Below are 22,224 nucleotides of genomic sequence, written 5' to 3' on the forward strand. Positions count from 1 at the left end.
AACGAGCGGGGTTTCTTTTTCGCCACACCGGGTTGCGAAGGTCATGGCACGGTTGTACGCTAAAGAAAGTTCGAAAACCACACGTTGGTGTCGAATATTCATACGCGGTTTTTAAAGATGCCGCATCTTTTTCATTAAGCTTCCGGGCATTGCCGTAGGAAGTCAAGGAAAGGCAACATTATAGTGGCAACTAGCCAGAATATTGAGGATATGAAGCTGCCTGAGCTGAAGACGCTCGCCAAGCAGATGGGACTTCGCGGTACGTCAACGATGCGTAAGCCGGAATTGCTCGCCACCCTTCAAGCCGCGAGAACAGGCGGTCAAGCGCCCAGCGGTGTCACGGTTCGTGCGCCAAAGGCCGCTCCTAAAGCTGCCCCGAAAAAGAGCAGCGACGATAACGATATGTCCAATGAGTCCAAAACTGCGCAAAAGCAGGGCTCCGCAACCAAACATGCCAGCCAATCGGCAAGCGGCGAAGGCAAGGAACCCGCTGACTCGCGCAAATCCGGCAATGGCATGTCGGCCGATGCTGAAAAGCACGAAAAGGCTCCGGCCAATGCCATTCGTCATTCCTCTGCCAGTATGAACGCCAAGCGTTCGCAAAAGCAGGAAAACCAGGAAGAACGTGGCCAGCAAGAGCCAAGGCTTTTTGACGACGATGAGCCGTTGCACCGCCGGAACAGGTCGTTCGTCGCGCACCGCCGTGGTGAACGTGAAATGGAAGAGGGCGGCGAGGAACACACCCGTCGTCGCAACTATCGTGCAGAGCAGCAGTCCCGCCACGATACCGCTTCCAACGAAGTCCGCGATCTGGACGATATTCTCGCCACATTGCCCGTCGTTGGCAATGACGAGGATAGCTCCAACGACGGCAAAGAGGAAGAGCCCCGTCGCGAGTTCACCCGCCATACGCGTCGTAACGATCGTTACAACCGCGAGGAACGCGGCAACGAGCGTCATCAGCGCAGGATGCGCGGGCGCGATCGCAACAATAATTACGACTACAAGGATCGCGATAATCGCAACGAGCGCGGCGAACGTTACAACAACGACTCGGTGAACGAAGACGATGTGCGTGACCGTCGTGGCAACGATTCCAAAGAGGGGTTGGTTCCCGTCGCCGGTATCGTCGACGTGCTCGATTCCTATGCCTTCATTCGCACTTCCGGCTATCTGCCGGGGCCGAACGACGTCTACGTTTCCATGGGCCAGATTCGCAAGTACGGCCTGCGTAAGGGCGATGGCGTGCAGGGCTTCATCCGCGAGCCGCGCGAAGGCGAACGTCGCAACCAGCGTCAGAAGTTCGTGCCGCTGCAGTCCATTGAGACCATCAACGGCATGAGCGTCGAGGACGCGGCCAACCGCGCGCAGTTCTCCAAGCTCACCCCGCTTTATCCGCAGGAAAGGCTCAAGCAGGAGACCACGCCCGGCAACATTATCGGTCGTCTGATTGACCTCGTGGCGCCGATTGGCAAGGGCCAGCGTGGCCTGATCGTTTCCCCGCCGAAGGCCGGCAAGACCATCACTTTGCAGAATATCGCCAACGCGATTACCGCGAACAACCCCGAGGTACACCTCATGGTGGTGCTTGTGGACGAACGCCCCGAGGAAGTCACCGACATGGAGCGTACCGTGCAGGGCGAGGTCATTTCCTCGACCTTCGACCGCCCGGCTTCCGACCACACCACCGTCGCCGAACTCGCCATCGAACGCGCCAAGCGCTTGGTGGAGCTTGGCCAGGACGTGGTGGTGCTGCTCGATTCCATGACCCGCCTGGCTCGCGCCTACAACATCGCCGCCCCGGCTTCCGGCCGTGTGCTTTCCGGTGGTGTCGACGCTCAGGCGCTTTACCCGCCCAAGAAGTTCTTCGGTGCGGCCCGCAACATTGAAAACGGCGGCTCGTTGACCATCATCTCTTCGGCGCTGGTGGAAACCGGTTCCAAGATGGACGAGGTCATCTTCGAGGAATTCAAGGGCACCGGCAACATGGAGCTGCGCCTTTCGCGTGATTTGGCCAACAAGCGCCTCTTCCCGGCCATTGATATCAACGCCTCCGGCACCCGCCGTGAGGAGCTCATCACCCCGAAGGACGAGCTGGCGGTTATTTACAGCCTGCGTCGCCTGCTCGGCGGCATGGAGCCTGAAAAGGCTTATCAGACCATCGTTCCGCGCCTCAAGAAGACGGCGACGAATCGCGACTTCCTGCAAGCCATCATCAAGCAGAACGCCAATATGAACAACTGATTTTCTGTTTGCGGATTTGTTTAAGAGCCCTACTCAATGGTGGGGCTCTTGTCGTATGGTGAGTACATGACTGATTTTTCCGAGACCAATGACGCCGCTAAAACCAAGGACGCTTCCGCCACCAACGATGCAACCGAAACTAATCGGGCTATACAACCCGACAGTGCTGTGCAAGCCAACCATGCTGTGGACAACGCTTCGCAAACCCACGGCTGGCGCGATACCACTATCGACGATGCGCAGGAGCGGGCCAACCCGCAGACCGCAGCAGCCGTCGAGCGTATCAAGCAGTTGCGCCAATCCATCGATAACGTGGATACGGCTATCGTTTCCTTGCTCGCGGAACGGTTTAAATACACCGCTGAAGTCGGTGTCTTGAAGGCGCAGGCCGGGTTCGCCCCGGAGGATCGCGCACGCGAAAACCGGCAGGCTGAGCGGCTTAAGGAGGTCGCCGTCAGCGCCGGTCTCGACCCGAGTATTGAGGAAAACTACCGCGAATTCGTGGTCACCGAAGCCAAAAGGCGCCACCAGCGCATCGCCGAAGCCGGCGGTGACCCGGGTGTGCTCGATATCTATGCGTGAAAGATATATGCGAAGAACCAAACCTGCTGCGAATGATAGTATTGCTTTATAATGTGTTTTAGCATCTGGTGGCAAGGAGGCTGGGATGAGCAAGAAGCACGGCAAGAAGCTTGCAGTCAGGAAAAAGTTCAGGGTGGTCGACAATCTGGATACCCCGGAAAAGCGGCTTGAAGACCGGCTGTTTCTGATGCAGCTGGCGATGGACGAATACGACGAGTTCCTTGGGGGAACGCTGGAACATTCCGTTTCGTGGTATCTGATGTGCTCGTGGCATGGGCTTTCAAGTATGCAGAGTGCGATTCTGATTGCGCGGCTCGCCACACTGCTCGACGCCTCCCAGACTGGCCACAAGTGGACGCCGTACGTGCACGCCCATCAGGGCAAGCACGGCCTGAAGATTTACGGCAAGAAGAAAAAGTCGAAGCGCGAGAAGGGGCCGGCGTTCGACGTTAAGCACATCCGCATGGTCATGCGTTCGGTGATGACCAAAGAGAAGCTGGCCAGCTTCACCGACGAGCAGGTGATGCGTTTCGCCCGTACGTTGCAGGATATCGCGGCACGAGAGGAAGAACGCGAGGCGAAGGCCGATCGCAAGGACGGGCCGGACTCGCCTGGTGCCGTGGCGTTTGAGGATGCCAAGGAATACGCCGATCCCGACGCGTTGGATGACGTCGACGATGTTGACGACGGCGATGTTGACAACAATATCAATGATGATATCGATGATGGTGGTATTGACGACCACGGCGAAGTCGGTATTGATATTGATGCGGTTGCCGACGAGGATGCCGGGGTTTTGGGTGAAACCGGACCGCTGAACGAATCCCCTACGGCGGAGGGATTGTCGGGAAGTGATGCTGCTGCGGAGACCGAATCCAATATCGAAACCGATGGTGCAACGAACGCAGCGGATGCGACAGATGACACAGACGCCATGGAGGTAATGGGAGCAACGGACGTAACCGGCTCAACTCATTCATCAAACGCCGGCGAAGGTTGGGATGGCAATGACAGGAATGCCGGCGCTCGTAATCACGATGACCCGTTGGCCGATGTTCCCGAGCTGAAAAGACTGAATCTTGGCAAACACGGCAAGCATCAGAAGTGAATAAAAATAAGTAAAAATAAGTAAAAATAAGTAATCAAGTAACAGGGATGCTGATGGCCTCCGGACTGGTATATTGCCAGCCGGAGGCCATCATCGTCTTGGAGAGCGTTCGCCCTTTGTTTTATTGGTTTGTGATAGCTACCTGCGTTCAGGCGCGTGGCGTCCCAACGTGGCTTGCGCGGCGGCGAGACGGGCCACGGGTACGCGGTAGGTGGAGCACGAAACGTAATCCAGCCCCACGCCTTCGCAGAACTCGATGGATTCCGGGTCGCCGCCGTGCTCGCCGCAGATGCCGACGTGCAGGTTCGGGCGCACGCGCCGGCCGGATTCGACGGCCATCTTGATGAGTCTGCCCACGCCCTTGCGGTCCAAGTGCGAGAACGGGTCTTCCCTCAAGAGGCCCTTGTCGTAGTAATCCTGCAGGAACGAACCGGCGTCGTCACGGCTCAGGCCGAAGGTCATCTGCGTCAGATCGTTGGTGCCGAAGGAGAAGAATTCGGCTCCGGCGGCGATGTCGCCGGCGGTCAGTGCGGCGCGCGGCGTCTCGATCATCGTGCCCACCGAGCAGTAGAGCGGAATGCCGGAACTGGCAATGACTTCCTTGGCCGTGCTTTCGACGATTGACTTCACATACTCGAATTCGGCCGATTCGCTGACCAGAGGAATCATGATTTCCGGGGCCACCGTCCAATCGGGGTGCTCGTGCTTGACCTCCACGGCGGCCTCGAGCACGGCCCTGGTCTGCATGCGGGCGATCGAGGGGTAGGTCACCGCAAGGCGGCACCCGCGATGGCCGAGCATCGGGTTGACTTCGGTGAGCTCGGCGGTGGCGCGGTTGATGTCCTCGACGCTTTGGCCGGTCGCTTCGGCCAGCGCAGAGACGGCCTCCGGGGTCTTGGGCAGGAACTCGTGCAGCGGCGGATCGATAAGACGCACCGTCATCGGTTCGCCCTCCATCGCCTCGTACATCGCCTTGAAGTCTTCGCGTTGCATCGGCAACAGCACGTCGAGCGCGGCCTGGCGTTCGTCCTCGTCGCGGGCCACGATCATCCGCCTGATGGCGTCGATGCGTTCCGGGCGGAAGAACATGTGCTCGGTACGGCACAGGCCGATGCCCTCGGCACCCAGCTCGCGCGAACGACGTGCGTCCTCGGGAGTGTCGGCGTTGGCCCGCACCTCGAGCCTGCGGAAGCGGTCGGCCCACGACATCACGCGGCCGAACGCGCCGGTCATGGACGCCGGTTCGGTTTCGAGCTTGCCCTCGTAGACGGTTCCGGCGCCTCCGTCGAGCGAGATCCAGTCGCCTTCGTTGAGCTGATGATCGCCAATAGTGCAGCTTCCGTCATCGCCGAATTGCAACGCTGAAACTCCGGAAACGCAGCATTTGCCGATGCCGCGGGCCACCACAGCAGCATGGCTGGTCATGCCGCCGCGAGCGGTCATGATGCCTTCGGCGTGGTGCATGCCCACGATGTCTTCCGGCGTGGTGTCGCGTCGGATGAGAATGACATGCTCACCACGAGAAGACCAAGCCTCGGCGTCGTCGGAGGAGAAGACGGCTCGACCCGCCGCTGCTCCCGGCGATGCCGCCAAACCGGTGCCCAGTACAGTGCCGTTTTTCAGCGCCTCGTCGGTGAAACGAGGGTGCAGCATGGCAGTGATAAAGGTCGGGTCAATCGAACAGACGGCGTCCTCCTGAGTCAACACGCCCTCGTCGACCAGGTCGCTGGCGATTTGGAAGGCGGCCTGCGGGGTGCGTTTGCCGTTGCGGGTCTGGAGCATGAAGAGGTGGCCGTCCTCGATGGTGAACTCCATGTCCTGCATGTCGCGATAGTGCAGCTCGAGCTTGTGCACGATCTGGTCGAAGGTCTCATAAAGCGTCGGGTTGCGGGTTTTCAGCGTCTCGATGGGCTCGGGGGTGCGCACACCGGAAACGACGTCCTCGCCTTGCGCGTTCATCAGGTATTCGCCGAACAGTCCCTTTTCGCCGTTGACCGGGTTACGTGAGAAGGCCACGCCGGTGCCGGAATCTTCGGAAAGGTTGCCGAAAACCATGCGCTGCACCGTGACGGCGGTGCCCCAATCGTCGGGGATGTTGTTCATCTGCCTGAAATAGACGGCGCGCGGGTTGTTCCAGGAACGGAAGACGGCCTTGATGGCCTCGAACAGCTGGGTGGTCGGTTCGGTGGGGAAGCTTTCGCCCTTGGCTTGCCGGTAGTCCTCGAGGAAGCGGTCGGCGAGCCATTGCATGTCTTCCGCGTCGAGGTCGACGTCCGATTCCACGCCACGTTCGGCCTTGCGCTCGTCGATGCGATGCTCGAAGATGTCCTCGTTGATGCCCATGACCACGTTGCCATACATCTGGATGAAGCGGCGGTAGGAATCCCAAGCCCAGCGCTCGTTGCCGGACTTCTCGGCCAGCGTCTCGACCACGTCTCGGTTGAGACCCAAGTTGAGAATAGTGTCCATCATGCCGGGCATCGAAACCTGCGCGCCGGAACGTACTGAAACCAGCAGCGGGTTGTTGGGGTCACCCAGCGCTTTGCCGGTACGCTGCTCAAGTTCCGCCAAGGCGTCGAGCACCGGTTGGCGGATTTCTGCGTCGATGCCGTCCGGATTTTTCATATAGCTTCGGCAGGCTTCGGTGGTGATGGTAAAGCCTTCCGGCACCGGCATCCCCAGCTTGGTCATTTCGGCCACGCCGGCTCCTTTGCCGCCCAGCAGGTCGCGCATCGAGGCGTCGCCTTCCGAGAATTGGTATACGTATTGTGTGCTACTGTGCATCTATCTTTCCCTCATTGGATATGGCAAATTTCGGACGGCTGCCACATGGTGAATACGAAACCGGTGATGTGATGACGATTTTGCAGCGTTTAATTTAAAATAGTCGGAAAATGAGCGTTGTCAAATCGATTGACGTTTTAGGGGCATTTTGTCGGGTTTCTCACGTTTCTGTGGGTGCATCGCAAAATAAAAACATATAGAAACGATTGATGCAAAATTAGGATATGAGAATTTCGCGTATTTTGGTCGCTAAAAGTACTGAAATATGTGTTTTACAAATACGCAAAACAATACCCGGTACAGATACCCAAACGGGTGTACAGAGAAGATACGCGGAATAGATAAGTAAAGCAGATACGCGGAACAGATGCGCAAAACGGATGTGCAGAGCAGATACACAGACAGAATGAGATACGAAAAGGGCTTGACATGCTTTATCAAGCGTATCAGGCCCTTTTTAAACCGAAGATCAGAAGATTACTTCTTCTTTGGCTTCTTGGCTGGCGGCTCACCGAGTTCGGCGTCGCTGACCTTCACCACGATTTCGTTGTTGGGAATGTCGGCTGAATCGTCGACGGCGACCGTAAGCGGACCGGTGACCTTTCCGGCTTCGGCGATATCGATAAGGCTTTCGTCGACAGCCTTCTTGCCTGCTTCGGGCACGTTTAATGTGGCCTTCAGAATCGGGGTCTTCATGGAGACTTTGGCCTGCGACTTCAAACCGCGAAGCTCGGCCAGCGCCTTGCCCGCCCAGACGAGCATGTCCGGATCGGCGTCACCTGCAGCGGCTTCGTAAGGCTCGGCCTTCGGCCAGTTGGCGGTGTGCACGGAGCCCTCGCCTGCGTGCATCCAGTGCCAGACCTCTTCGGTGGCGAACGGCATGTACGGCGCGAAGAGACGCGCGAATGCCTCAAGGCCCAAGCCCAGAGTCGTGCGAGCGGACTTCACCGCAGCCTCGGACGGCGTCTTCCCGGTGGAATCGGCCGTGCCGTAAGCACGGTTCTTCACCAGTTCGATATAGTCGTCGCAGAACTGCCAGAAGAACGTCTCGATAATCTCGAGCGCCTTGGAATGCTCGTAAGAATCCATCGAAGTGGTGGCCTCGCGAATCACGGAAGCCAAACGAGCCATCACCGCGCGGTCCAGCGGCTCGGTGACATCGACCGGGTTCCAAGAAGCGGTCGCGGCATCGCCGACGTGATGGTTGTCGTCCTCACGGCCGATGGCCAGCGCGAACTTGGTGGCGTTCAGCAGCTTGATCGCCAGACGGCGGCCAATCTTCATCTGCCCTTCGTCGTAGGTCGCGTCAAGGCCGAGCTTGGCGGAAGCGGCCCAGTAGCGCACCGCATCAGCGCCGTACTTGTCAATCGGCTCCTTGGGGACGACCACGTTGCCTTTGGACTTCGACATCTTCTTGTGGTCGGGGTCGAGGATCCAGCCGGAAAGCGCGGTGTGCGCCCACGGCAGGCAATGATTCTCGAGGTGCGCGCGGTCCATAGTGGTGAACAGCCAGGTGCGGATGATGTCCTGACCCTGCGGGCGCAGGTCCATCGGGAAGGTGGCCTTGAAGAGATCCTTGCTTTCCTGGTCCGGCTCCTCCCAGTGGGTGACGATCTGCGGGGTCAGCGACGAGGTGGCCCACGTGTCCATGATGTCCTTTTCGGCCGTGAAACCGCCGGGCACGTCGCGCTGGTCCTCGCTGAATCCGTCCGGCACATCGTTGGTCGGATCGATCGGCAGCTGGTCCTCACGCGGGGTGATCGGGTGATCGTAATCCGCTTCGCCGTCGGCCTTCACCGGGTACCACAGCGGGAACGGGACACCGAAGAAGCGCTGGCGAGAGATGAGCCAGTCGCCGTTCAGGCCATTGACCCAGTTCTCGTAGCGCACGCGCATGAAATCTGGGTGGAACTGAAGTTCCTTGCCACGCTCCAAAAGTTCGGCACGCAGCTTCATGTCGGTGCCGCCGTTCTTCAGGTACCACTGGCGGGAGGTGACGATTTCGAGCGGCTTGTCGCCCTTCTCGTAGAAGTTCGTCATACGCTTGGTGGGCTTCGGCTCGCCGTCGAGGTCGCCGGATTCACGCAGGTGCTCGACGATGATCTTGCGGGCCGTGAAGGTGGTTTTGCCTTCGGTCTCCTCGAAGATCTTCTTGCCGCCCTCGTCTTCGATCCAATCCGGCACGCTCATGATGATGCGGCCGTTGCGCTGGATGATCGGGCGTAGCGGAAGGTTCAGGTCACGCCACCATTCGATATCGGTCTGGTCGCCGAAAGTGCAGCACATCGCGATGCCGGCGCCCTTGTCCATTTCGGCGGCGGGGTGCGCGAGAATCGGCACCTTCACCTTAAACAGTGGGGAATAGACGTACTGGCCGAAGTACTTCTTGTAACGTTCGTCGTCAGGATTGGCGATGAGCGCACCGCAGGCGGCCAAAAGCTCCGGGCGGGTGGTCTCGATGTAAATCGGTGTGCCGTCTTCGAAGCGGAAGGCGACGCGGTGGTAGAAGCCGTCATATTCGCGGCTTTCCAGCTCGGCCTGGGCCACTGCGGTCTGGAAGGTGACATCCCAAAGGCTCGGCGCATCCTTCTGATAGGCCTCGCCACGCGCGAGATTGCGCAGGAACGCCTTCTGCGCCACACGCTGCGGATGCTCGCCGATGGTATGGTAAGTCTGACGCCAATCGATGGACGTGCCCAACGAACGCCATAGCGCCTCGAACTGCTTCTCGTCCTGTGCAGTGAGCTTCTCGCACAGCTCCACGAAGTTCTTGCGGCTGATCGGCACCTGGTCGCGGGCCTCGAGCTTCTTGCCCTGCGTGCCCTCGAACGGCGGCTTGAAATCAGGATCATACTTCAGCGATGTGTCGACGCGCACGCCGTAATAGTTCTGCACTCGGCGCTCGGTGGGCAGGCCGTTGTCGTCCCAGCCCATCGGGTAGAAGACATGCTTGCCCTTCATACGCTCGTAGCGGGCGATGACGTCGGTGTGGGTGTAGGAGAAAACGTGGCCCACGTGCAGGCTGCCCGAAACGGTGGGCGGCGGGGTGTCGATGGAATAGACGGCCTTGCGGTCGGGCTCGCCGTTGCCGTCGCGCGGAATGTCGAAATTATAGGTGCCGTCGTTGTCCCATTCGGCGCGCCATTTGTCTTCCAAGCCGTCGACGCCGACCCTGTCGGGAAGGGGCGAAAGGCTTGCATTGATAATGCTATTGTCCTGATCAGTCATAACGTCCAATTTTAGAAAGGAATGGTGACATAGGCGCCGCGCCGGTTGGCATGTGAACGTGGGCTGTTCAAGTCCGTGGTTCGCGCGTGGCGTCGGGCTATTCAAGACAGGGGCTCGTATGTGGTTTCGGCTGGCTACTTCGTCCTCACATCGCGCAGCGGGAGCAGTTCGTCGGTCATGTTGCGCGGGTAGCCGGTGACCTTGTTGTCCGCCGCCACCATGCTGCTTTCGGTGTAAAGCCAGGCGCTCGCGGCGTCGGAACTGACCGTTTTGGCGTAGGAGCGGAGGTTCTGCTGGTAATCGATGTCGTTGGACGAGGCGAGGGCGTTGCGGTAATCCTGCTGTGCCTCGCTGTTCTGGTAGCCGAAGGTGCCATTGGCGAACGCTCCCACATCGTCGGAGCCCTGCATGGTGGTGATGGCCATTTTGTAATCGCCGTTGGCAATGCGTCGTGCAAGCGTGTCGTCGTCGACCACCTGCATCACCACATTGAGTCGCGTGCCTTGGAATTGGTTGACGATTTGTTTGCCCAGCGAAGTGTATTCGGTGGGCACCAGGAACGTGACATCACCGATATAATCCGGGCCGAAGTAGTTGAAATCGTTTCTGCCTTCGTCGGCGTTGTGCGGGAAATTCGCGGAAAGGTCATCGTAGCCGGGTTCGAGCGGGCTGATCGGTCCGTTCAGTGTGGCGGCGGCGTTGGGTTGGCTTTTGACTATCGCCTGGTTGTCAAGCGTATAGCGCACGGCCATGCGGGCACGGACGTCGGAAAAGATCGAATCGGGATTGTTGTTGAGCGCAAGCACCACTTTCGAGGTCGTCAATCCTTTGGAAACGTCGTATTTTTTGTTGTTTTGGAAGGCTTTCGGAGAGTCCGAAGGGCTCAGCACGGCAAGCTGGATTTCGCCGCCTTTCATCGCTTTGTTGAGCGCATCCGCGGAATCGAAATAGCGAAGGGTCATCTGCGAGCTGGCCGCCTGCTGCTTCCAATACAGCGGGTTGCGCGTAAAAACAATGGAATTACCGGGGTCGAAACTGTGAATGGTAAAGGGTCCGCTGCCGCCGGCTTGTTTGGCGTAGTTGACGTTTGACGCCGAGTCATAGACGATTCCGGCACGTGAGGAAAGTGCGCGAAGCAACCTCGGGTTGGGCGAAGCAAGGCTTATCTGCACCGTTGAGGTATCAGGGTTTTTGACGGATTTGAGGCCGGTCAGGTCTTCGGCGCCGACGTAGTTTTTATTGATGACCTGTTGCAGCGAATAGACCACATCGGTGGAATCGAGCGCGTCACCGTTGGCGAAACGCATGTCAGGATTAAGCGTGAACGTATAGTTGAGGCCGTCTTTGGAAACGTCCCAGCTTTTGGCAATGGACGGAACAAGCTTGTTGTTCTGGTCGCGGCCGACGAGGGTTTCGTAGACATTGCCGATGAGCGCCTGGTCGAGTTCCTTGCCTTGAACTGTACGAATATCAAGGGATTGCGGGGCGTTGGCGTCCAGGCCCACGGTGACTTCCGAACCGGAATGAAGCAGGGTGGCGTCGCCGGCGCGGTGGCCGAAATGAGCCCAGCCGGCGCCTACGAGGGCGAAGAGCACGACAGCAGCACCGAGGAAGACGAGACCCCTCATTGGTCCGCCCGTTTGCTGCTTATGCCGTGACATGTCTCAAAAGTTTACTATCTGGTGCTGAATGATTCCTGAAAACGCGGAAAGCTTTGAAATACAAGGAATTCGGGCGGAAAGAGGAATCAGAGAGGATGGAATGCGGAGGGGCACGTGTCGTTCAACAGGCAGGATTCGCAGTCGGGGTTGCGTGCGGTGCACACGCTGCGTCCGAAGAGAATGAGACGGTGGGAGAGGTTCGACCATTCCTGCGGCTCGAAATATTGTGTGATTTCCTTTTCGACCTTAACCGGATCTGGATGCTTGTTGCGCCAATCCGTGCGCCAGCGCAGGCGACCAGTCACGCGGATGACGTGGGTGTCGACGGGGAAGCCGGGAACGCCGAACGCGTCGCCCAAAACGACGTTCGCGGTTTTGCGGCCGACGCCGGAAAGCGTGGTGAGTTCTTCCATAGTCTGCGGCACCACGCCGTCGAAATCGCGGACGATCTGCGCGGCGAGTTCGATGATATGGGCTGATTTCGTGTGATAGAAGCCTAGCGGATGGATAATGTCCTCGATGCGCTCCGGGTCGGCCACCGCCAGCGTTTCGGGCGTGCCGTAGTCGCGGAACAGCTCGGGCGTGACACTGTTGACCCGCACGTCCGTGGTCTGCGCGCTCAGCACGGTGGCGACGAGCAGGTGGAACGGCGTTTCGTAATCGAGTGTGCACATCGCCTCGGGAAACATGTTGCACAGCACGTCATATTCGGCGTGAATGCGCTCGCTACGTTGCGCTTTGGTTTCCCTGGGCATCGGCTTTCGCTCCTTATTATTTGTTTATTTGGGTTACTGCCGCGTTATCGAAAACGAGGCGAATCTTTCTGCCCACTATAGGCACGGGTTTGCCTTTCGTCACGCGTTTTGCGTTGTTTGCGCGGTTAGCGGTATAACGATTTCGACTTCGGCAGATTCGATGGGAAATTGTATTTGGCAGCGCACGAGACGAATCGTAAAATTCTGTTTTAGTGAGTGCTGACAAAAATGACAGCTTCATTGAAAAATTATGGTCGGGGCCGTGATGTTGTCTCAACGTTATCTGACATCTCGGGTTGCTGTTGCTGGATAGTGTATCTTTGGCGATGACTTAGAGATTGTCAGTATTGCTGGTATCGGCATTGTCGTCAGAGGCATCGTGATTACCGTCGTTGTTGCCGTCATTTCCATCGTCATCCGGCGGATCGAAACGATAGCCAACGTTGCGCACGGTGCCGATCATATGCTCGTACTCGCCGCCGAGCTTGGCGCGCAGACGACGCACGTGAACGTCGACGGTGCGCGTGCCGCCGTAATAGTCGTAGCCCCACACTTCCTGCAAGAGCTGGGCGCGGGTGAAGACGCGGTGCGGATGCTGGACGAGGTACTTCAGGAGCTCGAATTCCTTGTAGGCCAGGTTGACCGGTTCGCCGTTGAGCGTTGCCGTATAGCCCTTAGTGTCCACCACCAGATCGCCGGAACGAATCTGCCCGTCATCGCGGTAATTATCCTGTTCCACGGACGTGCGGGACATGGTCGGAGCGGCCTTGCCGCGCTCGCAGACCAGCCGCAGCCGGCCTTCCACCTCGGCGGGGGAGGCGTTGCTCACCACGACATCGGCCACACCCCATTGGATGTTGATGGCTGTGAAACCGCCTTCGGTAATGATGGGAATAATCGGAATCGAAAGACCAGATGCGTGAATCAAATTGCACAGCGTCTTGGCGTTGGCGAGATCGTCACGCGCGTCAAGGAAAAGAATGGTGCTTTCGGGAAGTTTCACAAGGCTTGCGGCATCCATCGGCAGCACGCGCACGCGGTAGGAAAGCAGGGCCAGACTTGGCAGCACGCTGGCAGGGTTGGGGGCCATCGTCATCAATGTCAAATCGGTCATTGAGCCCTCCCTCCCAATCGCGACCCCTTGTATTTGGCAGGTGTTGCCGCTTCCGGCTAAACCTACGCATAGCTCGCCGCCGTATGCGCGACGTCATTGGGGTTTATTCGATTGTCTCTATTGTACCTGCTGGTTGTGGACACTGGCAGCTACCATATTTCTTATAGAAAACCTTGATTGTGTCGGCAGTGTTACGCCGGAGTTTCCACGGTTTTGAAGCTGGGTAAACAGTTAGACAACAAGGTTTTGAATGACGGAATTTTCGTGCGTAAAATGGCATGAAAAGCGAGTGACGTGAGACGGAACGGGGCTACGTATGACTGCTGCGGCGAATGGCGACAATGAAAATGCTGCGGGCGTCGTGGACTCGCGCGGAGAAACAGGAACGACGAGAACAGGAACGGTAAAGGCTATGGAATCGACGAATGACCCTGAGGCGCGCATCGAAGGTGCTTCGGCATCGGCCGAGAAACGTTCCTATGCAGCTGTTGTCGACGCCGATCGCGAGTCTGCTGCCCCTGCTCCAGCACTGCCTGCCATGCCTGCCTCACCGGTGGACGGGGGCGGTTGCGCAAAGCAGATGGTGATGCTGCAGGTTGCCATCTACGTTCTCATCGCTGTTGTGGTGACTGTGTCTTGCCTCTTCGATCGGCGACTTGGGTTTGGCTTTTCCGGCGCAATTCCGCTGGTTTTGATGCTTGTGGTCATGAGAATGTGGCCCTTGTATAGCAGCTTTGTCGACGCGATTGTCGGGGTTGTCGGTGGGATTGTCATGATTTTCGGCACGGGATCGCTGCTGATGAACTCCCTGCCGCGTAACGATCAGGCGGCTGGACAGCGCACGGCGCCCCAATTTGCAGGATTCGGCACCGTGCCTGCGTCTGTTCTGATGCATGTGTATACGGTATGGGCCGTCGTTCTGCTGGTCGTGCTGACCGCGTTCGTCATTTTGGGATTTTTGCATCAGATGTTGCGGCGTGAGCGCACCAATATGGTACTTTCCCTGTCGCACAGCCTGTTGCTTGACGTCGCGCTGGCGGGAGTTTCAGGTTGGGTATTCTCGCCGTTGTTGTTCCGCTATTTCGGTGCTGGGAGTTTGGGCGCGAGGAAGCCTTGGATTGTAGCGATTGTTGTGGTTGCAGCCGTTGCTGTGTTGGCCGGATTGTCTTGGGCGTCGACCCGCTGGTTCAAGGATTACGCCGCTGCCGGCATGCCCCTTTCGTCCTTATATCACGGCAACCGTGACCGTAAACGTCAGTCTTGCGCCGCAATCGCTCTTATCCCGCTGATGTTCGCAGGTTTCGTTGTGTTTCTGGTATTGGTTGCGCTGCTTGTTTTCGTCGGGTGATTTGGTGATTACCAGGCGATGATGCCGAGGTGCTCCAGCAGGGTTTTCAGACCGATGAGGATGAGCACGATGCCGCCGATGATCTGGGCGGTTTGCTGCCAACGCACGCCAATGGTATGGCCGAGGTAGAGGCCAGCGATGGAGAAAGCTCCTGTGATGACGCCGATGATGGCGGCCGCGCCCCAGATGTTGAGTGGCATGAACTGGAAACTCACACCCACGGCGAAGGCGTCGATGCTGCACGCGACGGTCAGCGGGGCCATGTGACGCCAGTCGAATTGGGCGGTCTCTTTGGCGTCTTCCTCGGGTTCGCCGAACGCCTCGCGAATCATGTTGCCGCCGATAAGTGCCAGCAGACCGAAAATGATCCAATGATCGACGGCTTCAACGTAACGCCCGAACAATGAGGCGAAGAAATAACCCAGAATCGGGAAGAGCGCCTGGAACCCGCCGAACCAGAGTGCGGTTTTGATGGCGTTGACCGGCCTGACATGTTTGGTGGCCAGTCCCTTGCCGATGGCGATGGCGAAGGCGTCCATGGAAACGGACACCGCAATAAGCAGAATTTCGACGATCATAAGCCTGCGTTTGCACTTTCGTGTTCATCCGCAGCTATGCGGGAAAACGGTAACGAAAACTCGCTACCGACGCATGTCGCACACGGATGGGCCTCGACGGTTGCCCGCCTACGCCTTGTGTTTCGGCATTGAGAACTGCCGGCAACTCCTTACTGTTCCGGCTTTGAATTCCCGATGTGAATACCGTTCGCATGCCACAATTACCGTTACAGTATAGCGCTCTCGTTTCGGCTTTAGAGAATATCTTAAGAAATCTGGTTTTGACTATTTCAGTTCGAGATGAAAGCGCGTACATAAAAAATAAAAACATGTTTCTTTGACAAAATAATGTTTTAGGTATATATTTAATCATGAAAGCGCAATCATACTAGCTGAAAGGCTCAAAGATGAGTAATTATAAATTAGCTCTCCGCCTAATCGCGGGGATTTCAGGCGTTGCCATGCTTGTTCCGATGGCGGCTTGTGGTAGTAGTTCATCGAGCAGTGCGAAAGGCAACACTGGCAGCGTTTCCATCGCGTGCTCTCAACAGGAAGATTTCTGCCAGGCGATGACCCGTGCATTCTCCAAGGAAACCGGCATCAAAACAACGTATGTTCGCCTCGGCGCAGGCGAGGTGCTGGCCAGGCTTGCTACCAATCCCGGTGAGTTCGACGTATGGGCCGGTGGCCAGGCCGAGAACCATCTGCTGGCACAAGACAAGGGCTGGATTGAAAACTATAAGTCCTCCGCCGCGTCGAATTATCCTGCAAGCTATAAGGACACCACTGGTTCCTGGACCGGCTTCTATACCGATTCGATCGCATTCTGCTCCAGCAAATCCGAGCTTAAGAAGAAAAACCTGAAGGCTCCTACTTCATGGAACGATTTGCTTAGCCCAGCGCTCAAGAAGAGCGTCGGCATGCCGCACCCCGCAACGGCTGGTGTCGGCTACATGGCCATGTATACGCAGGCAGTATTGCATAACGGTGACGAGCAGCAGTCCGTTAATTACTTCAAGCAGCTTAACCCGAACGTGATGCAGTATTCGAAGTCCGCAGCGACCGGCACCGAGCAGGCCGGACGTGGCGAGGTCACTGTCGCTATCGCTTTGGATTCGGATTGCGAGAAGGCCATCCAGGCTGGATACAACGATTTGGTCACCAGCTATCCGAAGGAGGGAACCGGCTATGAGGTCGGTGCCGTCTCCGTCCTGAAGAATGGTCACAACAAGGCCAATGCCAAAAAATTCACCGACTGGATCCTTGGCACCAAGGCTCAGAACCTTTATGCCGGTGTTCCTTCGTTCGCCGCTCCGACCAATCCGAAGGCGACCATCGGCAAGAACGTTCCCAACCAGGACAAGGTCAAGAAGGTCAAGTGGGATATGCGCAAGGCCGCTGACTCCCGTGACGCCTTCATCAAGGCCTTCGAGAGCGAAGTATCCTCCTCCAAGGATGCCAAGTGATCGTTGTTCATTTGAAGTTTGCCAATGCTGATGAGGAGATAGAATGAGTTCGACTTCCTCGGTTTCGATTTCAAAAAACAAGAATAAAGGACGGCGTCGCGGGCCTCGCAAGAGTCTCTCCGTATGGATTGTTCTCGTGATCGTCATTGTTGCGCTGGTATTCCTGCTTGGTTTGCCGGTATTCAAGCTTTTTCAAGCCGGGTTCAGCGCCCAGGGCCGCGTCGCCATCAAGCAATCGTTCACGACAGACATTGATACGTTCGTGCATAGCATCGTGTTGGGTTTGTTGGTGGGCCTGCTTGGTACGTTCATCGGTTTCGTGTGCGCCTGGGTGCAGACGTTCGTCAAGTTCCCAGGTAAAAAGGTCCTGCATTGGGTGACTTTGCTGCCTACGATTTCGCCACCGTTCGCGGCGGCGACGGCCATCATCACTCTATTCGGCAAGAGGGGAATAATCACCAACGGCCTGTTGCATCTTGAAACCAACATCTACGGCCTGCCAGGCCTGTTGATGGTGCTTACCATGACCTTCACGCCTGTAGCCTACCTCAATATCAAGGGTATGTTCGAGAATCTTGATCCGTCCCTGTTCGAGGCGGCTTCCAGCTTGGGCTCTTCGCCGTGGCACACGTTGATCCATGTGACCATTCCAATGGTGCTGCCTGCGATGCTTTCGTCGTTCTTGGTGCTCTTCGTTGAGGGCATCGCCGATTTGGCCAACCCGTTGGTCATCGGCGGTGATTACCGCGTGCTTGCCAGCCAGATTTACTTCGCAGTCGCCGGTTCCGGCGATGTAGCCACAGCCGCCGGCATCTCCTTGGTGCTTTTGCTGCCGGCACTCACGGTCTTCCTGATTCAGAAGTACTGGACCGACAAGAAATCCGTCGTTACCGTCACTGGTAAACCGACGGGTGCCATCAAGCCGATCAAGTCGCCGAGCGTGGTGGCTCCGATGTTGATTATCTCGTTGCTGTGGCTGCTGTTGGTCGCGACTATCTACCTGACGCTGTTGGTTGGTGGATTCGTCAAGATTCTCGGCGTCGACAACACCTGGACTTGGGATCATTTCGAGTTCATTCAACGGTTGGGTTCTGACGCTGTCGCCACCACATTGCTGATGACGCTCGCTGCTGCCCCGTTGGCTGCGCTTCTGGCGCTGGCCATCGCGTGGCTTGTGGTTCGCCATCTGCCTCGTTTCGGCGGAGTGCTTGATCTGTGGGGCATGCTTGGCGTGGCCGTTCCCGGCACCGTGCTCGGCTTGGGCTTTGCACTGGTCTATTCGCAGCCCGTCACCGTTTTCGGGGTGGACATCATTCCGCCTCTCGCAGGTGGATTGGCAGTAGGCGGAGGCGCGATTGCCATTGTCATGGTCTTCATTGCCCGTGGCGATCCTACTGGTCAGCAGTCCTTCATCGCGGCATTCAAGCAGATCAATCCTGAAGTAGAGGAAGCGGCTGTATCTCTGGGCGCAAGCCCGTTGACGACGGTTCGCAAGGTGACTTTGCCATTGATGTCGTCGGCCGTGGTCACCGCGGTGACTTACGCGATTACCAAATCGATGACGACGATCACCGCGATCATCTTCATCACCACACCGCAGACCAAGGTCATGACCTCCCAGATTCTGGATGAGGTCGATGCAGGTCGATTCGGCAATGCATTCGCTTATTCGAGCTTGCTGATCGTTCTGGTGCTCATCATTCTGGGCATTTCGAACCTCCTGCTTCGCCAACTCAATCGTTCAAAGGGATGAAATCTACAATGACAGAAGAATCAACTACAAAAGGCACTGTTGCCGGCGCGCTTACGCTACGCAACATCAGTAAGGTCTATCCGGGCAAGAAAGGTGATTTCACCGCGGTACAGGGTACAAGCCTTGATATCGCGCCTGGCACGTTCGTTACCCTTCTGGGGCCTTCGGGCTGTGGAAAGACCACCACGCTGCGCATGATCGCAGGCTTTGAGCAGCCTACCGATGGCGACATCCTGGTGGATGGCAAGAGCATCCTTGACGTGACTGCCGATAAGAGGCCGATGTCGATGGTGTTCCAGTCCTACGCGCTGTTCCCGCATCTAACGGTGAGCGGCAATGTGGAATTTGGCCTGAAACTCAAGAAGATGAGCAAGGCCGAATGCAAGCAGCGGGCTGATGCCGCATTGAAGATGATGGGTATTCAGGATTATGCCGATCGTTATCCGAACCAGCTTTCCGGTGGTCAGCAGCAGCGTGTGGCTCTGGCTCGCGCGCTGGTCATGGAGCCGAAAATCATTCTCTTCGATGAGCCCCTTTCCAATTTGGACGCTCGACTGAGGGTCAAGATGCGTGGCGAGATTCGTCAGCTGCAGCAGAAGCTTGGCATCACCGCCATCTTCGTGACCCACGACCAGTCCGAAGCTCTGACCATGGCCGATGTCATCGTCGTGATGAGCGCCGGCAAGGTCGAGCAAGTGGGCAGCCCCTGGGAGATTTACCACAGGCCGATCAACAAGTTCGTCGCCTCCTTCCTGGGAACCGACAACTTCCTGAAAGGCAAGATCGCACGAGTCATCTCTCACAACGAGAAGGACGATCTCTATCTGCTTGATACCGATCTGGGACAACTCAACGTTCACGGCGTCTCCGGACTCACTGAGGGTCAGCCGGTAAGTATTCTGATTCGTGCCGAAAACCTCACTGTTCATGAACAGTCGGTCGGAGCACATCTTGAGATTCCGGCCACCATTACCTCTTCCGCGTTCGACGGGGAGGCCGTGCATTATGAACTGGAATCCAAGGTCGGCCATTTGACCGGCAGTGCGCCGGGCGTTTCCACGCCTCTGCACAACAACGATTCCGTGGTTTGCGCGGTGGATGAAGAAGGTCTATGGGCTGTTCCTGAAAGCAAGGGTGTTAAGGACTGATGCGTCGTTTTTTTGATAGGGCCGATACGAAGTGGAGAAGACTGGACGGGGCCATTCATCTTTATGCCTTGCCTGAACCTCACGAAAAGGTGACGGAAAAGGCGAAGATGGAGGATCGAGCTCTGGCCGACATCGCGGGTCTGGCGGTTCAGCCGGTGGACTATCTGCATATGACACTGCAACGTTTCGACCTGTATCGTGACGAGATTAGCGATGAGCAATGGAAGCAACTTGACGAGGAACTCACCTCCAGAATTGGGGCGTTGAGCGCCTTTGACGTTGCCTTCAACAAACCGCAGGTTCGACAGGCCGCCATTGAAGTAGTCGGCAAGGACGGCGTTGAATGGCAGAAGTTGGTTGATGCCATCAGAGACGCCTTCAGTGCCAGCGGGTTGGGCGATTCGCTCACCGATCAGCCGTTTGGGCCACATTACACTCTCGCTTATTGTTCGAGTGACACCGACGCACACACCGATGCAAAAGTCCAAAAAATCCTGGATGAAGTATCGGTCGAAACGACGATGCATGTGAGCAGGGCCTGGATGGTGGCTGTCAATCAGTCACCGCAGGAAGGCGTATTCCGTTTCAGGAAAATGAAAGAATGGCACCTTGGAGTAAAATAGGTTTATTCATTCCTCGAAACGAATAAGGGAGAGGCCATGCAACAGCGCAGGCGTCGTGTAAGTATGACGGATGTCGCGCGTCTTGCGAAGGTCTCTCCCGCCACTGTTTCTAGGGTGCTGAACAATAGCACGAACGTGAGTGAAGAAGCTCGTTCCGCTGTGTTGAAAGCCGCGGATTCATTGGGCTATGTGCGCAATCTTGGTGCTGTTTCGCTCGCCACCACCCAGACCATGACCATCGGGTTGCTTATTCGCGATTTGGGCAACCATTTCTATGGTGCTGTGGCTTCGCATGTTCGCAACCAAGCAGCAAAGGCTGGTTTCGACCTGCTTATCGTTTCTTGCGAAGACAACTTGGAAAGTCAGATGCGGGCTGTCCGTTGCCTTTTGGGTCATAGTGTGGGTGGCATCATCATTTCCTCGGGCCGTGTGGCGGCATCGGTAGCCGAATATGCGGCGAAATTTGTGCCGACCATCGCCCTGGCGACCGGGCTTGATTTGCCGACTCTGAATTCCGTGCGTATCGACCCGCAATCCGAATGCGATTTGGCGCAGCAGGTGGTTGAGCATGGACATACTTGTATCGCCGTGACGGCCTCCACGAGTCCGCTTACTTCGGCGTTGCATGCCAGGACGGCGAATTTCCTGACACAACTGGTTATCTCGGGCGCGCAGACCCATATCTTGTCGATTCAGTCGGATTTGGGAGAGCCGCTTTATCGAGCGGTCGATGAGGCCATTGACGCCGGCGCGACGGCGATTATGGCTGGTAATGACGCGATTGCCTTGGCTATTCTTGAATATTTCGACACTATCGGACTGCGCTGTCCGGAAGATATATCAGTCACTGGTTTTGATGGCATGGGGGCGTACCGCTCGTCGTTGCTGGGATTGACGACAGTGGAACAGCCTGTCGCCAAATTGGCAGAATCGGCGGTGAACATGATTTGTCAGAAAATTCTGGATGGATCACAGGCGACCAGCCAGATGCTTATTCAAGGGCGTTATATCGCCGGGCATACTCTAGGAATGAAGAAAAAATAATCTATTGGATAATTTTCTTAATCGTGGTTGCAGTAGAGAAAATAGTACGAAACGCATACTCTTGCAAGGTCAACTCCGCTCTTAAGCGCTGCATTCTGGTCTATATCTAAGCAACGTTTTTTAGACATAACTCCATGAAAAGAAAAGGGACCGGAGTCAATCCGTGTCCCTTTTACTTTGTCAGCGATAATCAAGTCTCAATGATATTTCAGTGATGTTCGGTTGTCGCTTAGCTTAGTATTTTGTCTCACTTCTTGGAAGCGGCGAGGCGCTCGCGAGCGGCGACGATCTGCTTTTCGGCCTCTTCGACGCCGGTCCAGTAATCGCCGGGCATGACTTCCTTGCCGGGCTCCAGAGCCTTGTACTGCTCGAAGAAGTGCTTGATTTCGGCCTTGTGATACTCGTTGACGTCATCGACATCCTTGATGTCGTCGAAACGTACGTCGGCAGGCACGCACAGCACCTTGTCGTCGCCGCCCTCTTCGTCTTCCATGTGATAGAGCGCCACGGCGCGGCACTTGATTTCGCAGCCCGGGAAAACCGAGTTCGGAATCATGACGAGCGCATCGAGCGGATCGCCGTCCTCGCCCAGCGTGTCCTCGATGTAGCCGTAGTCATCCGGATAGCCCATCGCGGTGAAGAGGGTGCGGTCGAGCTTGATGCGGCCGGTCTCCTCGTCCATCTCATACTTGTTCTTCGATCCGCGCGGAATCTCAACGAGAACATTGAACGTTTCAGCCATGTTTGCTCCTTTTGAACGTGCCTTACGTACGTTGCATGTACGGTTTTGTTACCGAAACCAAGTCTAG

16 protein-coding genes are annotated in these 22,224 nt (G+C 56.9%); 9 read left to right on the forward strand and 7 right to left on the reverse strand.

The annotated features are described in order from the left end of the window. The first annotated feature begins 183 nt into the window (after nt 1-183). The 3 genes from rho (at nt 184) to OZX62_RS01415 (ending at nt 3,934) form a co-directional block, all read left to right on the forward strand. Entirely contained in the window at nt 184-2,244 is a 2,061-nt protein-coding gene (gene rho, locus OZX62_RS01405; protein ID WP_277176269.1) for a transcription termination factor Rho, read from the forward strand. Between the two features lie 228 nt (nt 2,245-2,472). Beyond that, on the forward strand, nt 2,473-2,826 hold the full coding sequence (locus OZX62_RS01410) for a chorismate mutase (RefSeq protein WP_277176988.1): 354 nt from the start codon (nt 2,473-2,475) through the stop codon (nt 2,824-2,826). Nucleotides 2,827-2,911: 85 nt separating this feature from the next. Beyond that, a complete protein-coding gene (locus OZX62_RS01415) occupies nt 2,912-3,934 on the forward strand; it encodes a hypothetical protein (RefSeq protein ID WP_277176270.1) in 1,023 nt (340 codons plus the stop codon). Nucleotides 3,935-4,072: 138 nt separating this feature from the next. Here OZX62_RS01415 and ppdK read toward each other — a convergent pair whose 3' ends face one another. The 5 genes from ppdK to OZX62_RS01440 form a co-directional block, all read right to left on the reverse strand. Beyond that, entirely contained in the window at nt 4,073-6,718 is a 2,646-nt protein-coding gene (ppdK, locus tag OZX62_RS01420) for a pyruvate, phosphate dikinase (RefSeq protein WP_277176271.1), read from the reverse strand. A 477-nt stretch (nt 6,719-7,195) separates the two neighbouring features. Further along, the gene (gene valS / locus OZX62_RS01425) at nt 7,196-9,946 is read right to left on the reverse strand and encodes a valine--tRNA ligase (protein WP_277176272.1); all 2,751 of its coding nucleotides are present in this window, start codon (nt 9,944-9,946) and stop codon (nt 7,196-7,198) included. A gap of 134 nt (nt 9,947-10,080) precedes the next feature. Further along, nucleotides 10,081-11,574: an ABC transporter substrate-binding protein gene (locus OZX62_RS01430; RefSeq protein ID WP_277176273.1), complete on the reverse strand. Its 1,494-nt coding sequence runs from the start codon at nt 11,572-11,574 to the stop codon at nt 10,081-10,083. 119 nt (nt 11,575-11,693) lie between these two features. After that, nucleotides 11,694-12,362: an endonuclease III gene (nth, locus tag OZX62_RS01435; protein WP_277176274.1), complete on the reverse strand. Its 669-nt coding sequence runs from the start codon at nt 12,360-12,362 to the stop codon at nt 11,694-11,696. A gap of 331 nt (nt 12,363-12,693) precedes the next feature. Continuing rightward, nucleotides 12,694-13,476, reverse strand: a complete 783-nt coding sequence (locus OZX62_RS01440) for a response regulator transcription factor (RefSeq protein WP_277176275.1) — start codon at nt 13,474-13,476, stop codon at nt 12,694-12,696. Nucleotides 13,477-13,792: 316 nt separating this feature from the next. Between OZX62_RS01440 and OZX62_RS01445 the strand changes: the two genes are divergently transcribed. Continuing rightward, the gene (locus OZX62_RS01445; RefSeq protein ID WP_277176276.1) at nt 13,793-14,824 is read left to right on the forward strand and encodes a hypothetical protein; all 1,032 of its coding nucleotides are present in this window, start codon (nt 13,793-13,795) and stop codon (nt 14,822-14,824) included. An 8-nt stretch (nt 14,825-14,832) separates the two neighbouring features. On the opposite strand, the gene OZX62_RS01450 is transcribed toward OZX62_RS01445, so the two are convergent. Further along, the gene (locus OZX62_RS01450) at nt 14,833-15,402 is read right to left on the reverse strand and encodes a manganese efflux pump MntP family protein (RefSeq protein ID WP_277176277.1); all 570 of its coding nucleotides are present in this window, start codon (nt 15,400-15,402) and stop codon (nt 14,833-14,835) included. 440 nt (nt 15,403-15,842) lie between these two features. Between OZX62_RS01450 and OZX62_RS01455 the strand changes: the two genes are divergently transcribed. From OZX62_RS01455 to OZX62_RS01475, 5 genes are read left to right on the forward strand one after another with little or no spacing between them, the layout of a single operon-like run. Continuing rightward, nucleotides 15,843-16,847 carry an ABC transporter substrate-binding protein gene (locus OZX62_RS01455; RefSeq protein ID WP_277176278.1) on the forward strand — a complete coding sequence of 335 codons (1,005 nt, stop codon included), beginning with the start codon at nt 15,843-15,845 and terminating at the stop codon, nt 16,845-16,847. Between the two features lie 43 nt (nt 16,848-16,890). Next, nucleotides 16,891-18,600: an iron ABC transporter permease gene (locus OZX62_RS01460; protein ID WP_277176279.1), complete on the forward strand. Its 1,710-nt coding sequence runs from the start codon at nt 16,891-16,893 to the stop codon at nt 18,598-18,600. A gap of 8 nt (nt 18,601-18,608) precedes the next feature. Beyond that, nucleotides 18,609-19,748, forward strand: coding sequence for an ABC transporter ATP-binding protein (locus OZX62_RS01465; RefSeq protein WP_277176280.1), 1,140 nt, complete (start codon nt 18,609-18,611; stop codon nt 19,746-19,748). Beyond that, nucleotides 19,748-20,371: a 2'-5' RNA ligase family protein gene (locus OZX62_RS01470; RefSeq protein ID WP_277176281.1), complete on the forward strand. Its 624-nt coding sequence runs from the start codon at nt 19,748-19,750 to the stop codon at nt 20,369-20,371. Before OZX62_RS01465 ends, OZX62_RS01470 begins: the two co-directional genes overlap by 1 nt. A 36-nt stretch (nt 20,372-20,407) precedes the next feature. Continuing rightward, a complete protein-coding gene (locus OZX62_RS01475) occupies nt 20,408-21,415 on the forward strand; it encodes a LacI family DNA-binding transcriptional regulator (protein ID WP_277176282.1) in 1,008 nt (335 codons plus the stop codon). 247 nt (nt 21,416-21,662) lie between these two features. On the opposite strand, the gene OZX62_RS01480 is transcribed toward OZX62_RS01475, so the two are convergent. Next, entirely contained in the window at nt 21,663-22,157 is a 495-nt protein-coding gene (locus tag OZX62_RS01480; RefSeq protein ID WP_277176283.1) for an inorganic diphosphatase, read from the reverse strand. Between the last annotated feature and the right edge of the window lie 67 nt (nt 22,158-22,224).

The sequence above is a fragment of the Bifidobacterium sp. ESL0690 genome (assembly GCF_029392315.1).
GTDB lineage: Bacteria > Actinomycetota > Actinomycetes > Actinomycetales > Bifidobacteriaceae > Bifidobacterium.

Bases quoted from the DNA above. Each gene is read 5' to 3' on its own strand.
- OZX62_RS01450 (WP_277176277.1), bottom strand. From the start codon at position 15,402: ATGATCGTCGAAATTCTGCTTATTGCGGTGTCCGTTTCCATGGACGCC.
- nth (WP_277176274.1), bottom strand. From the start codon at position 12,362: ATGCCCAGGGAAACCAAAGCGCAACGTAGCGAGCGCATTCACGCCGAA.
- ppdK (WP_277176271.1), bottom strand. From the start codon at position 6,718: ATGCACAGTAGCACACAATACGTATACCAATTCTCGGAAGGCGACGCC.
- OZX62_RS01465 (WP_277176280.1), top strand. From the start codon at position 18,609: ATGACAGAAGAATCAACTACAAAAGGCACTGTTGCCGGCGCGCTTACG.
- OZX62_RS01445 (WP_277176276.1), top strand. From the start codon at position 13,793: ATGACTGCTGCGGCGAATGGCGACAATGAAAATGCTGCGGGCGTCGTG.
- OZX62_RS01480 (WP_277176283.1), bottom strand. From the start codon at position 22,157: ATGGCTGAAACGTTCAATGTTCTCGTTGAGATTCCGCGCGGATCGAAG.
- OZX62_RS01475 (WP_277176282.1), top strand. From the start codon at position 20,408: ATGCAACAGCGCAGGCGTCGTGTAAGTATGACGGATGTCGCGCGTCTT.
- OZX62_RS01460 (WP_277176279.1), top strand. From the start codon at position 16,891: ATGAGTTCGACTTCCTCGGTTTCGATTTCAAAAAACAAGAATAAAGGA.
- OZX62_RS01430 (WP_277176273.1), bottom strand. From the start codon at position 11,574: ATGAGGGGTCTCGTCTTCCTCGGTGCTGCTGTCGTGCTCTTCGCCCTC.
- OZX62_RS01455 (WP_277176278.1), top strand. From the start codon at position 15,843: ATGCTTGTTCCGATGGCGGCTTGTGGTAGTAGTTCATCGAGCAGTGCG.
- valS (WP_277176272.1), bottom strand. From the start codon at position 9,946: ATGACTGATCAGGACAATAGCATTATCAATGCAAGCCTTTCGCCCCTT.
- OZX62_RS01470 (WP_277176281.1), top strand. From the start codon at position 19,748: ATGCGTCGTTTTTTTGATAGGGCCGATACGAAGTGGAGAAGACTGGAC.
- OZX62_RS01415 (WP_277176270.1), top strand. From the start codon at position 2,912: ATGAGCAAGAAGCACGGCAAGAAGCTTGCAGTCAGGAAAAAGTTCAGG.
- OZX62_RS01440 (WP_277176275.1), bottom strand. From the start codon at position 13,476: ATGACCGATTTGACATTGATGACGATGGCCCCCAACCCTGCCAGCGTG.